At 61.9% G+C, this 16,221-nt stretch carries 5 protein-coding genes; 3 read left to right on the top strand and 2 right to left on the bottom strand.

Features of this window, described 5'->3' with window-relative positions; translation table 11 throughout:
- The first annotated feature begins 159 nt into the window (after positions 1-159).
- The gene (locus FFS30_RS00385; RefSeq protein WP_137911136.1) at positions 160-408 is read left to right on the top strand and encodes a hypothetical protein; all 249 of its coding nucleotides are present in this window, start codon (positions 160-162) and stop codon (positions 406-408) included.
- A 46-nt stretch (positions 409-454) separates the two neighbouring features.
- On the opposite strand, the gene FFS30_RS00380 is transcribed toward FFS30_RS00385, so the two are convergent.
- Both FFS30_RS00380 and FFS30_RS23705 read right to left on the bottom strand, forming a co-directional pair.
- A complete protein-coding gene (locus tag FFS30_RS00380; RefSeq protein WP_137911135.1) occupies positions 455-1,579 on the bottom strand; it encodes a glycerophosphodiester phosphodiesterase in 1,125 nt (374 codons plus the stop codon).
- Between the two features lie 236 nt (positions 1,580-1,815).
- The gene (locus FFS30_RS23705) at positions 1,816-2,034 is read right to left on the bottom strand and encodes a hypothetical protein (RefSeq protein WP_171014339.1); all 219 of its coding nucleotides are present in this window, start codon (positions 2,032-2,034) and stop codon (positions 1,816-1,818) included.
- Between FFS30_RS23705 and FFS30_RS00375 the strand changes: the two genes are divergently transcribed.
- Positions 2,012-15,880, top strand: coding sequence for an IPT/TIG domain-containing protein (locus FFS30_RS00375; protein WP_171014338.1), 13,869 nt, complete (start codon positions 2,012-2,014; stop codon positions 15,878-15,880). The two genes, FFS30_RS23705 and FFS30_RS00375, sit on opposite strands and share 23 nt — an antisense overlap.
- Positions 15,877-16,170 carry a hypothetical protein gene (locus FFS30_RS00370; RefSeq protein WP_137911133.1) on the top strand — a complete coding sequence of 98 codons (294 nt, stop codon included), beginning with the start codon at positions 15,877-15,879 and terminating at the stop codon, positions 16,168-16,170. The genes FFS30_RS00375 and FFS30_RS00370 overlap by 4 nt, the downstream gene beginning before the upstream one ends.
- Positions 16,171-16,221: the final 51 nt, after the last annotated feature.

Below are 16,221 nucleotides of genomic sequence, written 5' to 3'. Positions count from 1 at the left end.
CAGTGCCGCGCTCCGAAGCGCGTAACTAGTACGCAAGGACGCATCCCGCAAGGCGCACGAAGAGAAAAGCTTAGGACGAACCAACGTTTTTCCCGCGGGCCAGGAAAGCCCCACGCAAAGGGCGGTGCGGCCCTCGACCCATTCTGAGAGGAACTGTTTATGTCTTCGGATCACGTACATATTTTGGACAAGAAGATTTCCGCATTGAGCGACGCGCTGGCCAAACTCGGGCGCGGTGTGACGCTGGCGGAGCTGCTTAAAATCATCCGCAATCCCGGCTGGACCACGCCAGCCGAATTCGCCTTCGCGACGGCGCTGATCAATGCCGTGCATACGCACATTGCCGCGATCGAAACCCTGCAAGGCGAACTGCTCACCGCGAGTAAATCCGTCGGCGTGCGCGGATAGGGGGCGTTGCGGAGGGGCGGCGGCCACGGAAGGCCGCCGCTTCATCTCAACGTTCCAGCGCCTTGCGGCCAAGAGCCGGATCGTCGCTGAAGAAGCCGTCGATGCCGGCGTCGAGATAGGCGCGGATTTCGGTGACGAGCCCGGCGTCGTTGCGCGTGGCCGGCGTGCCCGGTGCGCGCAGATCGCTCGGCAGGAAATAGTTTTCCGGGCGGAACGTCCACGGATGCACGAGCAGCTTGGCCGCGTGCGCATTTGCGACGAGCGCAGTCGGAGCGGCAAGCTTGCCGTCGGCCGTGCGCGGGATGATCGAGAGTTTATTCGGTCCGATCGCGTCGGCGTAGCGAGCGATTTCGATCAGGCCCTGCGCCTGCATCATCTGGCCGAAGCTCAGCGGCTGTTTGGCCGCGACTGCGTCGTAAGGCTGTTCTTTTTCTTCGCCGAGCAACTGGATCAGCTTGACCTTCGGCAGATCTTTGCCGAGCTTGCCGCGCAAATACTTGAGGTTGCCGATCTCGAAGGACTGGATAAACAGCGGCGCGGTTTTCGCCGTGTAAGGATGCTTGCGGATCGCAGCGAGCAGCGCATCTTCCATCGGCAGGCCGATGCCTTTGAAATAAGTCGAGTGCTTGATTTCGGGATACAGACCGACGACGCGCCCGCGCCGTTTCGATTCGGCGGCGACGAATTCGACGATTTCTTCGAAGCTCGGCACGGTGAACTGACCGTCGAATTTCGCATTGTCCGGACGCAGTTCGGGCAGCCGCTCGCGTGCGTGCAGAGTTTTCAATTCGGCGAAGGTGAAGTCTTCGGTGAACCAGCCGCTGACCGATTGACCGTCGATCGTCTTGGTCGCCTTGCGCGCCGCGAACTCGGCATGCTTGGCGACGTCGGTGGTGCCGGAGATTTCGTTCTCGTGACGCGCGACGAGCACGCCGTCCTTGGTCATGACGAGATCGGGCTCGACGAAATCGGCGCCGTCCTCGATCGCTTTGCCGTACGAAGCCAGGGTGTGTTCCGGACGCAGCGCGCTCGCGCCGCGATGACCGAGGACGAGCACGTGATCCGCAATGGGGCGCACGTGTGCGGGCGATTCTGCGGCGGCGACGGGTAAGGTCACGGCGAACAGGGCGAGAAAGAGGTACGGACGGATCCGCGAAGTTTGCGTCGACATGGCCTCAGTCTGCATGGCATTCGTGAACTCCCGGTGACATTGTCTTGGTACGTGCCGGCTGCGGGCGGACATCTGCCGTTGTCGACGTTTCACTACTTCATTGGGCGGCAAGTTATCCCAAAGCGCGTATTTGATTGCGCGAGGCAAGTATTAATCGCCGACCTTTGAGCATCGTCGATAAGCACCTACAAGATATCTGTACTCGGAAGCTTGATCACCTGTTATCGGCACCAGGATCACGCATCCGCAAAATAATCGGTGATTGACAGTTTTGTAAATAAACGTCTACATTCGATAGCTATTTTTGCAGAAATGGTTTCGGGGTAGGGCATGGGTTTGCACAGGGGAAGCGCCGTCGCCGCAAGGGCGATGGCGGGGATGTTGTTGTGTCTTTTCTCGGGCAAGGTGCTTGCCCAAACCGCCGATACGATCGTGGATTGGGCTGCTTCGGCCAACGGCGGCGCGGCGTCGGTGTCGTCGACGGCATCGAGCGCGGACTACCCCGCGGCGAGTTTGAACGACGACGCCTGGCTCGGGTCGACCTGGGGTCACGGCGACGGCTGGCGCGCTGCGACCAAGGCGAACGAATGGGCGCAAGTCACGTTCGCGACGGCGCAGACGATCCATGCGGTCACCCTGTACTCCGCGCCGGACGGCGTCGTGGTCGATGCCGACGGCATCGATGCGCGCACCTTCACTCGCGTCGGCGTGGTGGAGTTCGACGTGCAGGTGTCCAACGGCCACGGCAACAACTGGAAGACCGTCGCTCACGTCAGCGGCAACCACCTGATCAAGCGCAGCGTGTCGTTCGCGCCGGTGTCAGCCGGTGCAGTGCGCGTCATCTGCACGAGCGGCGGCAGCGAAGGCATCGGCCTCGTCGAGCTCGAGGCTTGGGGCGCCTCGGGTATCGGCAATGTCGCCTTGCCGATGGCAAGCAAGAACAAGGATAAAACGCCGGCGCCGACCGCGACGATCGTCGCGGACTCGGCATCGGAGGAACTGTATCCGGCCACCGCGATGGTGGACGGCATCGTCGACGGCAAGGACTGGGGCAACGCCGCGACGGGCGGCTGGATGAGCGCAGGCGAGGGCGCGTTCCCGACCACGGTGGAGCTGGCATTCGAGAAGCCGCAGGTGCTCGATGCGGTGACGCTGTGGACGCTGCAGGACGACTACGAACAAGGCGGCGAGCCGACCGATTCGACGACCTTCACGAAGTGGGGGTTGACCGCATTCGATGTGCAGGTGTGGCGCAATGGCTGGGTCACGGTCGCGCAGATCACCGACAACAATCTGGTCAAGCGCACGGTGACGTTCGCGCCGACCGCGGCAATGCGCCTGCGCATTGTCGCCAAGGCCGGCTTGGCCGGTGCGGCGCGTATCGTCGAGTTACAGGCCTGGGGCGTCGAGATGACGGGTCTGCCGCGTCTGACCGGTCTGCGTCCGCAGCAGGCCGCGGTCGGCGAGACGGTGACGCTCAGCGGCGAGAACTTCAGCCGGATCGCCACGGCGGACCGCGTGTTGTTCAACGGCATCGCCGGTGAAGTGACGCAGGCGAGTGCTACGTCGCTCAGCGTGCGCATTCCCCCTGGCGCGACCACGGGGCGCCTGAGTCTGACGATCAACGGGATCGAGTCGAAGACGGGCGGAGACTTCACCATCGCGGGCGTATCGACGCAAACCGGCAATGCCGTTGGGCGCGCTGCGGCGGCCTCGGCGGTGGCCGCAGGCACGGGGCCGACGATCGACAACTTCTCACCGGCCAAGGGCGCACCGGACACGATAGTCACGATCGTCGGCAGTGGCTTCGATCCGAACCCGGCCAATAACACGGTCCAGTTCGGCGGAACCTATGCCAATGTCGTCTCGGCCAGCTCGACGAGTTTGGCGGTCAAGGCACCGAGCGGCGACACCGGTTCCATCAGCGTCACGGTCGGCGGCAATACGGCTGTCTCGGCGGGCTTCTACTACTACCCGCCGTACGGGATTTCGTTCACGCCGACGAGCGGCCCGGCCGAGTTGACGAACTTGACGATCACCGGACGCAATGTCTGGTACTCGACGGTCAATTTCACCGGTGGTGTTTCGTCTTCATCGAGTCCTACTGTCAACAATACGATCGTCACGTTCGTGGCCAATGGCGCGCAGACCGGACCGATCACGCTGACCAATTGGGACATGACTTCGGCGCCGAGCACGCAGTCGTTCACCGTCACTCATCCGGCGCCGACGATCACGAGCTTCACGCCGACGAGCGGCAAACCCGGCGACGTGATCCAGATCAACGGCACAAATTTCAGCCCCACGATCGCGAACAACGTAGTCAAGTTCAACGGCGTCACGGCCACGATCTCGGATCGCAGCAACGTCGGCACGTGGCTGAAGGCGGTCGTGCCGATGACCGCGACGAGCGGCAAGATCAGCGTGACCAAGGACGGACAGACCGCGACGAGCAGCGGCACCTTTACGGTCAATCCGCTCGCCGCCCAAGCGGCGGCCTTCATCGCGCAGACGCCGCCGCCGAGCACGATGATCGCCGGGCAGACTGCGGCGGTGTCGGTGACGATGCAGAACATCGGTTCCAGCACCTGGACTGCCGGACAGCTCTATCGTCTCGGTTCGCAGAACGGTGTGGACTGGGGCGTCGGCCAGCGTGTGGCCCTGCCGAACGACGTGGCTTACGGCCAGCAGGTGACGTTCAATTTCACGATCACGGCACCAGCAACACCGGGCAGCTATAACTTCGTCTGGCAGATGCTGCAGGACGGCGTGGGCTGGTTCGGCACGATCGCGCCGGCCGCTGCGGTCACGGTCACGCCGGTGACATTGTCGGTCGGCAATGTCAAACCGTCTGCGGCTAAAGTCGGCCAATCGACCACGATCAATGGTACGGGATTCAGTTCGACGTCGAGTGGCAATGCCGTCAAATTCGCTTGCGCCAGTCAGGCGGCCAACCAGACCGCAACCAGCAGCAACGCGTTGGAGGTGACGGTACCGCCCGACGCGTGCAGCGGTCCGATCACGGTGAGGGTCGGCGGGCAAAGTGTCTCGACGAGCGCGTTTTCGGTCGTTGCGGACATCACCCGTTTTACTCCATTGAACGGACCGGTCGGCACTCAGGTCACATTGACCGGCACCGGTTTCGGGGCGACGCAAAGCGGCGCAGTCGTCGGCATCGGGGGGCGGCCGTTGGCAATCTCGAGTTGGAGCCCGACACAAATCGTCGCCACGATTCCGAACGGCGCCAGTTCCAGCCAGTTTGGATTCGCCGACGTTGCCAACCAGTTCTACTACAGCGTCGATCCGTTCACGGTCACGCCGCCCGTTCCGACCGTCAGCACTTTGTCGGTGACGCACGGTATGGTCGGTGACTCGGTGATTTTTACCGGCACCAACTTCAGCACGGCGGCAGGCGGCAACGTGGTCAAGTTCAACGGCGTCGCCTCAACGACGGTGACGTCGATGACCAGCACGAAGCTGACTGCCACGGTGCCGCTCGGCGCGACCACGGGACCGGTCAGCGTCAGCGTCGGTGTCTCGACCGGTAACGGCCCGAGCTTCACGGTTGATCCGACACCGGCAGCGACGTGTTCGTCGGCTGCGGCACAGGCGGCGGTCGTCGCGACGAATGCAACGAGCCAGCGTATTTATGCCTACGGTGTACAGAATGCCTCTGACGTGAAATTCCCGACTTGGTGGGTCGAAGAGAACAACACGAACGACCTGCAGTGGCTGCAGGGTATAAATGCCGGTGGCGGTACTTGGTACGCGGACGTCCCGCACTCGCAGTATGACCCCGGCAATCCGCGCTACGGTCAATTCATCACGCGCGTGTTCATGACCAATCCCGCATACAACAATAATGCTTCGCAACAATGCAGTGTCGACGTGTGGTGGGTCTGGCAAGCGCCGCTGACTGTCACCGGCCAAAGCCTCGCAGCTTCGATCGGCCAGTCGGTGGTGATCGGCGGCAGTGGGTTCAATACGACGCCGGGAAGCAATTCCGTCCGGTTCAAAGGCGCGAGCCTTGACGCGCAAGTCACTTTGGCCAGCTCGACGTCGCTGACGGTTATCGTGCCGGCAAATGCGATGAGCGGCGCCATCACTGTCACGGTCGGACAGAACACGGTCACCACAGCCAACGGGTTCTTCACCTTGGTCCCGGTACTCAATTCGATCAATCCGAAGACCGGGCCGCCGGGCACGTCGGTGACGATCGGCGGCAGTGGCTTCGGCGCGACGCAACGCAGCGCGTCCATAGGTTCGAGTGCGCTGAGTGTCGGCAGTTGGAGCGACACGACCATTGTCGCGACGATTCCGCAAAATGCCGCGAGTGCGAAACTCACTGTGCAGACGGCCGACGGTCCGGTCAGTAGCGCAGATACATTTACCGTCACCGACCCAGTGCCGACCGTCACCGGGTTCGATCCGACCAGCGGCGAAGTCGACAAACTGGTCACGATCACCGGCACGAATTTCAGCGTCGCGACGAACACGAACACGGTCAAGTTCAACGGTGTGCCGGCGACCACTGTTACACCGGTCTCCGCCACGCAACTGACCGCCCGCGTACCGGCCGGCGCGTCTACCGGACCGATTTCGGTCCAGGTCGCCAGTGCTACGGGCGCGTCGAGCAGTGCCTTCACGGTACCGGCGCTTGCGGCGAAGTTCGTCTCGCAGAATGTACCGGCGACGATGACCGCGGGACAGAAATATCCGAATGTCGCGATCACGATGCAGAACATCGGCTCGTCGACTTGGCGTGCCGGGCAGACGATCCAGCTTGCCAGCACCAACGGGCTGGACTGGGGTGTCGGCGGCAAAGTGTCGTTGTCCGCGGATACGGCGCCGGGCCAGAACGCGACGTTCCAGCTCACCGTGACCGCGCCCGAAACGCCGGGCCCTTACGCATTTTTGTGGCAGATGCAGCAAGACGGGGGTGCAGCGTTTGGGCTCACCTCCCTGCAGAACATCAACGTTACTCCAGTGCCGCTGGTGGTCTATTGGATCGACGGTGCCGGCGATACGGCTGGCAGCAAGATCATCCTGACGGGCGCCGGCTTCAGTTCCACTGCGGCCGACAACGCCGTCACCTTTACCGGCAACGCCGCGCGAGCGGACGTAAGCGAGGTGAATGCGACAAAGACACAATTGACGGTGACAGTGCCTTACCCGGTGACATATGGCCCGATCACGGTGAAGGTCGGCAGCCAGACGGTGACGACCGCCGGTAATTTCTCGCCTCGACCGAAGATCACCGGTTTCGCGCCCGCAGGCGGTGGCCCCGGAACACGGGTCACGATCAGCGGCACCAACTTCTATCCGGTCAGCGACACCGTGATGCTGGGCGACCTCAGGGTGCCGGTGATGTCGTGGAACGAAACGACGATCGAGGTGCAGATCGTGCGCGACGTGCAGAGCGGCCCGTTCACCGTTACCACGTCGAGCCGGCTCAGCGCGACCAGTCTGCAAAACTTCAACTATGTCGCGCCGCCGCCGACACCGCTGACGATCACCAGGGTCTCGCCGAAGCGCGGATCGTTCCTGTCTTTCATCACGATCGAGGGTACCGGGTTCAGCCGGGTATTCGGACGCAACCAGGTCACCTTCGCCGGCGGCGCGCCTGTCGATGATGCCAAGGTCGAATTCGTCGACAGCAAAACGTTGCGTGTGCCCGTGCCCCTCGCGGCCGTCACCGGCCCGATCACGGTCAAGGTCGACGCACAGACGGCGGTAAGCCCGCAGGATTTCACCGTGCTGCCGACGCCGGCGCTCGATGCACAGTTCCTCTACCAGAATCCGATGACCTGGGCGCAGATGCGCAACGCGGCGCCGAAGAACACGACTATTCAGGCGTCGCTGACCTTCCGCAACACCGGCAGCACGACCTGGACGCGCGAGCAGAAATTTCGTCTCGGCGCGCTCTCCATCGATTGGAATTGGGTCGATAGCCGGCGTGTGGAGTTGCCTGCGCCGGTGGCGCCTGGCGAGACCGTCACGTTCTTATTCAACGCGAAGACGCCGCCTATCGCAGGGGTGTACAACCTGCAATGGCAGCTTGTGCAGGACGCCGACTCGGGTGCGGTCTGGTTCGGCGATCGCAGCGACAACGTGGCAATCAGTGTCGGCAATCCCGAAGACTTCCCGAGACCGCCGGTGGCGGTGACCGCTGCCTACGCGGGCGGCGGCAAGATTCAGATCGACTGGCAGGCGGCTCAAGGCGGTATTTCGCCGACTTCCTACCTTATCGCTTACCGTCTGCGCAACGACGTGCCGTGGAGCATCGTGGTCGATCGCGTCCCGCTGACGCCAACGTCGATCAAGGTCGATTTTGCGCCCAGCACCTACTACATCGGAGTGGCGGCGTGCACGGACAGCCTGTGTAGCGAGTACACATCCAGCGGCCTCGTCACCGTGCCCCCGAGCGAAGGCGCGTCTTGCGCAGGGCTGGCCTTAACGCCGGACAACGTTGGATTCCTCGCGAGCGATACGGCGACGACGACGCGCCAGATCAACGTCGACGCACCAACGGGTTGCTATTGGAGCGTAGACAACAGCGATGCGGTGGGCTGGCTGACGGCGACGCCGACCGGCGGCATCGGTCCGGGCAAGATCACGCTCGCGCCGAAGGGAGCGAACACGACGGCGAAAGCGCTAAAAGGCACGGTCAAGGTGATCGGCAAGGATGCCTCTGCCGCGCTGGCCGTCTCGCAGGAGGCGATGAACTGCAACCTGACCGTGCTGCCGACCGATATCCAACTGCCGGCAGGCGGTGGCCTCGCGGAGCAGAAAGTCGCGGTCAAACCGATGGGCTGTTCCTGGACGGTGACCTCGAGCGTGCGCGACTGGTTGACGGTGGCGCCGGACCACGGCACGGGCGACGGTTCGCTCGGTTTGACGACGACGGCGAACGCGCTGACGACCGCGCGGACGGCGACCTTGTCGATCCTCGTCATCGGGCTCGATCCAGTGACGGTGAATGTGACGCAACTGGCTGTGGGCAGCACCGCCACGCCGCCTTCGATGCCGACGTTCGGTCCGCCGATCGACCCAGCCGTCACGCATGATCCGACGGTTGGCACAATGGCAGGCCAGGCCGGCACCGACGGCGGTGCGGCGCAGTATCACGTGCCGATCGTCGTGCCGCCGGGACGCGCCGGCATGCAGCCCGATCTCGCGCTCGTCTACAACAGCCGCAGCGGCAACGGCGTGGTGGGCATGGGCTGGACGATTTCCGGGTTGAGTTCGATCCATCGCTGCCCGCGGACGCCGGAGCAGGACGGGCAAACACTCGGCGTCACGTATGCGGACACCGATCGCCTTTGCCTCGACGGTCAGCGGCTCGTCAAGGTGGCCAAAACCAAAAACGACGGCACGGCAGACACCAAAAATTACGGCACGCAAGGCACCGAATACCGCACCGAGGTCGACAGCTATGCGCGCATCACGCAGATCGGCGGCGATATCAGCGGTAGCGACGTTGCGTGCTTCCGCGTGGAACAGAAGAACGGCCGCATCCTGCATTACGGCGGTGTGACCAACGGATCGTCTTGTTCTATCTCGAGTACGGCGTCCTCGCGCGTGAAGCCGACGGGCGCTCCCGCGGCGTTGAGTTGGCTCGTCGAGAAGATCGAAGACCGGGTCGGTAACAATCAAATCTATACCTATACCAACAAGGGCGACGGCGAAGTATTGCTGAGCAATGTGGCCTATACCGGCTACAACGCGACCGTCGGCGATCGTTCGGTGAGTTTCGTATACCAACCGCGCACCAATGCGGTCAGCGCCTCGAACGGGTCAGCCGTGCCAACCGATATTTCGTCGAGCTATCTGGCCGGCGGTCTGACGATGCAGACGCAAGCGCTGCAATCGATCACGACCAAAGTCGGGACAGCAACTGTGCGGACCTACACGCCGACGTACGCCGTGTCGTCCTATAGCCAGCGCTTGATGATGGTGAGTTTGAAGGAATGTGCTTCGGGCTCCGAGGGCTTGGTTTGCCATCCCGAAACTCAATTCGTTTCGACGGAGAAAGACGCCGGCGATGCGAAGCCGGACTTCCATCTAACATCCTTGGCAGCTCTCAAGATCCCGACGGCGCCGCAGACACCGCCATCGTTATCGGCGGCAGTCATGAAAGCAATGACTGCCAAAGGCATGGCGCTGGCGGCACCGGTAGCGGGTGACCCCAACACCGACGATCCGGACGATTGGATCGTATCGGCTGGAGACATGGACGGTGACGGCACGGCGGAACTGGCTGCACATATCGGTCGCGGGCAGACCGGCAAAGACTATTTGGTCCAACTGACCGCGGATCGCCAAGTGCGCAGCGCCGTAGAGATGACCGGGAAACTGTGCATAGCGCAGAGCGACTGTTATGGGGATTTCGCCGGCGATGGACGTTCGGCGGCGATCCTCCTTCCGCGCTCGAGTTCCGATCTCGGTAAAGTCCAGTTGGCCGTTTGGAATTTGAAACGAGGCGCCATCGCCACGGGAAGCGAGGCTCTTCAAATATTGCCGACGAACATACCGGCGTTCGTTCCTCCGCCGGGGATACCGCAGGGCATTGAACTGGATTCTGTGCACGTCGTGGACATCAACGGCGACGGCAAGCTCGATATTGTCAAGGAACAGTTTGCCGCGGCGCAGGCGAACGATTGCGGCAACGACCAGAGCGGAACCCCGAAGCGCGCCGTGTTCGCGTACTTGAATCAAACGGAAGTCAATCCGCTGACCGGACAGATGGATGCGTCTCATCCGCCGAAATTTTCGGACGGAATTCAATTGTCGTGCCTGAATCGCGAAGTCAAATTGCCGACGCTCGGCGATCCGACGCTCTACTACATCACGCTGGACGAACGCATCTCACAAATCACCGACTTCAACGGTGACGGTATTCCCGATATTTTCATCGGCAACAACTATTTGGCAGGCGATGGCGATAACGGGGGGGCTGCGCTGAGCAAGATTCTCTCCATGCAAGTGGTCAACGGTGTGCCGAGCACCAAGGTTGCGCTGAGCTGCACGCAGATTGGATTGGTCAGCAGCTCAGGGATGGACGATGAATGTTCCAGGTCAACCCGCTATGTGATCCATTGGATCGACGTCAACGGCGATGGGCTGAACGATTTCGTCATTGCCCGTCCTAACCAGGGAATTTGGCAGGTCCGCCTGAATACGGGCGGTCACCTCGGCCCGTTGATCACGACGAGCGGAAACGGCCGCAATGCCGGACTCGACAATTACAACAATCCATCGCAGCCCTATCGCTACTTTTTCAAGTACGCCGGCCGCTTGCCGCAGGCAGATATCGATGGCGACGGCAAGCCGGAAGTGCTCGTCGTCTCCAAACAACAAGGTTTCGCGCTGAAAATGTGCGTGTTCTATGCGCTGCCGCCGACACCGAACGGCGAATGCCAAACCTCGGAGACAACGACAGGGCCGTTGCCGGATCAGACTGCGTGGATGTGTCCCGCTTACGCCTGTCCGCAGGATCCTAGCGGCGACTACCATATGCCTGGGCCGGCTCCGGACGGCTTCAGCAAGTGGAACAAGAACGTCATCTTCCCGATGTACGGTTCGAATACAGGGCATGACGATGTGGGATACGCCGATGCGAGCGCCTATCATCTTGCGGCGGTCAAGTTCGTGCAGCTCGACGCAACGAGTATTCGCGCCGACTTGGTAGAGACCTCGCTCGTTTCTACGCTGTCGAATCCACAGTCCTCGCCACCCAACATCGACGTGTTCGGAGACGGTCTGCAGGACCTCGTCACTCGAATCGGCTGTCCGCATGCGCGATTCGAATTGCCGCTGCCAAACACGACGTTGAGGTGGGACAGCTGCCTTATTGTCGACGAGCCGGGGTATGGGCCCGCCACAGTCCCGACGTACGCGTCGCCTACGGACGCGAGCCCGTCCTCCGTGGCAGCTTCGAGTTTCAAATACGACTCTCCGATCTTCATCAACCAGAACGTCGGCACCGGGTTGCGCTCGGTGGTTTCCCCACTGAGCGTGTCCACATCGACCGCCGGGGGGCTGCCCGGCCTATTGGCGAAGGCGACGAACGGCCTCGGCGACACGGCGCAGTGGACTTATCTGCCGCTGGCCCAGCCGATCGCGCAGGACGGCATTTCGCTCTACACGATCAAGAATCCGTTGATCGATGGCGACGGCGGCTATGCCGATGCGCGCCACTATTACTTCACGAGCAGCATGCCCGTGGTCAGCGCGATGACGCAGAGCAACGGCATCGGCGGTACAACGGGTGCACGCAGTGCGGTGTATGGCTACAGCGAAGCGATGTACAACCACCTCGGCCGCGGGTTCCAGGGTTTCCGCACGATCACGGTGGAGAACGCCGCAAGCGATGCGTCGCAGCGGTTGGCGACGACGACGACGTTCAAGCAGAAGTTCCCGCTGGTCGGGAAGATGGATCAGGTGACCACGCGAACGGCGGCGACAAACGGCTCGCGCACGATCCGCACCGAGACCGCCGCGTATTCGTGCGTCCAGTCTGACGGCAGCCTGGCTTCGTGTCCGCAGAGCGATTCGGGCACCGCGCCACTGACCATACCAACAGCGGCGACGGTGCAGCGTCCTGTGGCCAGCACACAAGCGAGCAACGACTACGATTTCGGCACCGGCGATCTATCTGGCCACAGCACGACTTCCAACAGCGAGTGGGACGTCTACGGCAATATAAAGAAACAGGCGGTGTCGCGCGGCGACGACGCCTCGGGCGGCACGTTCGTCGACAGCCACACGACGACAACGACCAATACCTACGACTATTCGAAGGTGTCGGACTGGTGGCTCGACAAGCTCGATACCACCACGGCACAGGCCCAAGTCAGCTATGCCTTGGCGCCGCCTGCAGGTACCGACACGGGCGCGAAGACGCTGACGACGAAGTACACCTGGAACGATCCGAACCGCACGCCGGCAACCAAGACCGTGCAGCCAGGCGTCGCCAATCAGGAATCGACGACGACGTACACGTATCCTGCTTCTCCGGCCGCGACGAACTACGGCCTGCCTACGGCGGTGCAGATCACCGGGTCCGGCATTGACCAAGCGCGCACGACGACGTACGCATACAGCAGCGACGGCTACTTCGTCGCGAGCACCAAGAACGGCCTGGGTCACGAGGTTAAGACGACGACGCGAGCCCGGGACGGCCAGATCGAGAGCGCGATCGATCCCAACAGCATCATCGCGTCCACGACCTATGACGCCTTCGGCCACGCCATGCAAACGACGCGCAGCAATGCCGGGGGTCTGATCGAGCCGGCGATCAATATCGCGACGACGCCGTGCGCCGGCGGATGCACCGGCTCCGGCAGTGACGCGAACGAAACCCTGGCGGCGTTCCGCACCGTGAGCACACAGGCGGGCTATCCGACCAAAGTGGTGTGGTACGACCTGCTGGGCCGCCCGGTGAAACAAGCGCAGGCGGGATACAGCGGCATTGCGCGCAACCAGTTGCAGTACGCGTTCAGCGCGACGCTGACCCGGTACGACGAGAACGGCCGGACCTGGAAACAATCCACCCCGTACTACGTCGGCGCCGATCAGCCGTCTTACACCGAGTTCGCCTACGACGCGTTGAATCGCGTCACCTCCAAGGAGGCGCCGGCGGCATGCAGCGGCGGCAAGTTCGACACGACCTATGCATACGTAGGCCGACAAACGAACATCACGGCCAGCGGTTACTGCGGAAGCGGTGGCCCGAATTCGTCGATCACGATGAGTCGCAGTACGAACGTGCTTGGCCAGCTGATGCAGACGGTCGATGCGAACGTCAAGAAGACGAACTACTGGCCCGATGCGCTGGGCCACGTGGCGGCGATCCGCGACGTGGAAAACAACGTTATCCAGGCGACGTACAACGCGCTGGGCCATCGACTGCAGAGCGTGGACCCGGACCAGGGTACATGGAACTTCACCTACAACGCGCTCGGAGAACTGCAGACGCAGACCGATGCGCGCAACGTGACGACGACGGTGACCGGTCGTGACGTGCTGGGCCGGGTGACGCAGCGCAAGCAGATCTCGCCGACCGACAAGGCCTGGGTGGCGGCGGAAAACCTGCTCGACACCTGGACGTACGATCCGACAAATGGCGTAGGCCAGATCGCCACGGTATCGCGCCGCCGCGGCACGGAGAGCGATCCGGCATTGAGCGCCGAGGTCTGGAAAGAGCAGTACACGTACAACGACGCAAGCCGCCCGATGGGTATCAAGACGACGATCGGCGAACCGGGCTCGACACTGAGCCTGTTCAGTGCGACGACCTACGACAGCGCGGGCCGCGTGGACACGCAGACTTACCCGCAACTGCCGACGAGCAGCATGGCGGGCCTGTCGGTGAAACACACGTACACCGCCTACGGCCAACTCGGCGCGCTGAGCAACGTGGGCACGGGTTATGTGTACTGGGTCGGGCTGGGTGAGAATGCCTGGGGCCATGTGACCGCGGAGCAATACCCCGGCGTGATCACGGGCAGTCACAGTGACTACCTGTCCACGGGCCAGTCACAAACGCTGAGCTGGAGTGGCGGCACGAGCGATCAGGTGAGCTACGCCTACGACGGCTTCGGCAACCTGATGCGTCAGCAGCGCAGCGCGGGTGCGGCGATGAACACCGAGACGTACACCTACGACAGCCTGCAGCGCCTGACCAAGGCGGCGCGCGCGATCGGCGATCCGGTGACCTACACCTACTCGAACAGCGGCAACATCGTCAGCAAGAGCGACAACGGTACGACGAGCTACGTGTACGGCGGTACTAGCACCGGCTGCGGCCCGCATGCGGTCACTTCGGCGAACGGTCTGAGCTACACCTGCGATGCGAACGGCAACGTGATCGGCGGAGCGATCACGGCGGTGTACGACGCGGACAACCATCCGCGCAGCATCGTGCGCAACCCGGCAATCGGCATGATGAACTGGAGCTACTCGACCCTGGGTGGCATGACTACGGAACTGTCAGGCCAGGGCCTGCGCTACTTCGGCCCGAACGGCTACGAGCAAGTGGGCGTGGGCAACGGTGCCAAGCAGGTGCACGAGCTGGGGCCGGTAGTCGTGACGCGGACGGGCGGCGTGGACAGCGTCAGTGTGATGCTGAGGGACCGGCTTGGCAGCACGATCAGCGTGGTCGACAACAACGTGCCGACGACACGCATGTACGACGCGTTCGGCAAGGCACGCAACGGTGACATGGGGAACCGCGAGAACGGCACGCTGGACCTCGACAAGACGATCCACGGGTTCACCAAGCACGACCATGCGGATGAGGTGCGGCTGATCCATATGGGCGGGCGGGTGTACGATTACCAATTAGGGAGGTTCCTCAATGTCGATCCGATTATCGGCAATCCGCACAACAGCCAGAGCCTGAATCCCTACTCTTACATTGGGAACAATCCGTTGTCGGGCAAAGATCCAACGGGATATCAGTGCTTTGGTGACAAGACACCAGGCAGCCCATGTTGGCGAGAAGAAGACGACAAGGCTCTGTCGGGGTGGCTAAAGGAAATATCATCGTCAAACGGATCGACTAAGTCGAATTCGCAGGGGGCAGGTGGCAATACACCTGGACAACAAGTGTTGGGAGCGCCGACAGGCGGCACGCCAGCGACGCAGCCAGGGCAGCCTGCGCCGAATGCGGGCGGATGTCAGATTCCGCTGCGTTGTGGTGATCCATACCCCGACAACTCCGGGCCGCTATCTTCTGGGCTACCCGATACCTTCCTTGGTCGGATCGGGCAGCGCTTTGCCAACCTGCGATATGGAGAATTCAGAACTGACAAAGACCTAAACGCTTATCTCAAAGCGTCTGTTGCTGCCTGCAATCAAGGTACAGAGCAATGTTCAAGATTTTATGAAAAACATCCCGCTGGGAGTGGCGACAAAACTGTTCTTACAACCGTGTTGGCCGGGGCCGTAAGCGCAACTAGCAATACGGTAAAGAATGGAACGACGATGCTTTATCGAGCAGTTGGCCCAGAGGAGCTAGCAGACATTCAAGCAACGAACGTGTTGAGAAACCTTGGCTCGGCAGAAGGCAAATACTTCACCACTTCTGCGGATGCAGCTGCGTCCTATGCCAGGCAAGCAGTCAATGGATTTGGCGATGCGCCGTATACATTGATTCAGACTCGTGTGCCCAATAGCATCTTCAATGGACTTGCCCCGGCAACGGTAGATCGTGGTATTCCCGCCTGGGTCATCCCGGGCGAGCGGTTGCAAGGACTAACGCCTGAAGTACTCAGCACTATGCCGATACCAAAATGAAATCAGACGCCATTATTGAAGTTCGATTCAAAACGACGGCCGAAGGTGGTCGCCGTAGTGATGTCGTGGGCAGCTACTACGGGTGTCCGCTTTTTGTAGGTGGCGAGGCATTCGATTGTCGCTTGCCGCTTGAGGAAGGGGTGCTTCATCTGGGCAAGAGTTATAGGTTGCCGGTCAAGTTCATGAATCCCAATCTTGTCTTGCCGAAGCTATCGCCAGGAGTGTCGATAGCACTCTGGGAAGGTAAAGAGGTTGCAGTTGGAAGGGTCATCAGCATAACGACAGGATAGGCATATCTGACGCACAAGCCCGGCTTCTCGCCGGGCTTGTGCGTTGAGTGG

It is taken from the genome of Rudaea sp. 3F27F6 (assembly GCF_005503555.1).
Lineage (GTDB): Bacteria > Pseudomonadota > Gammaproteobacteria > Xanthomonadales > Rhodanobacteraceae > Rudaea.
The sequence above is the reverse complement of the archived record's forward strand: the minus strand, read 5'-3'. Positions and strand labels throughout refer to the sequence as shown.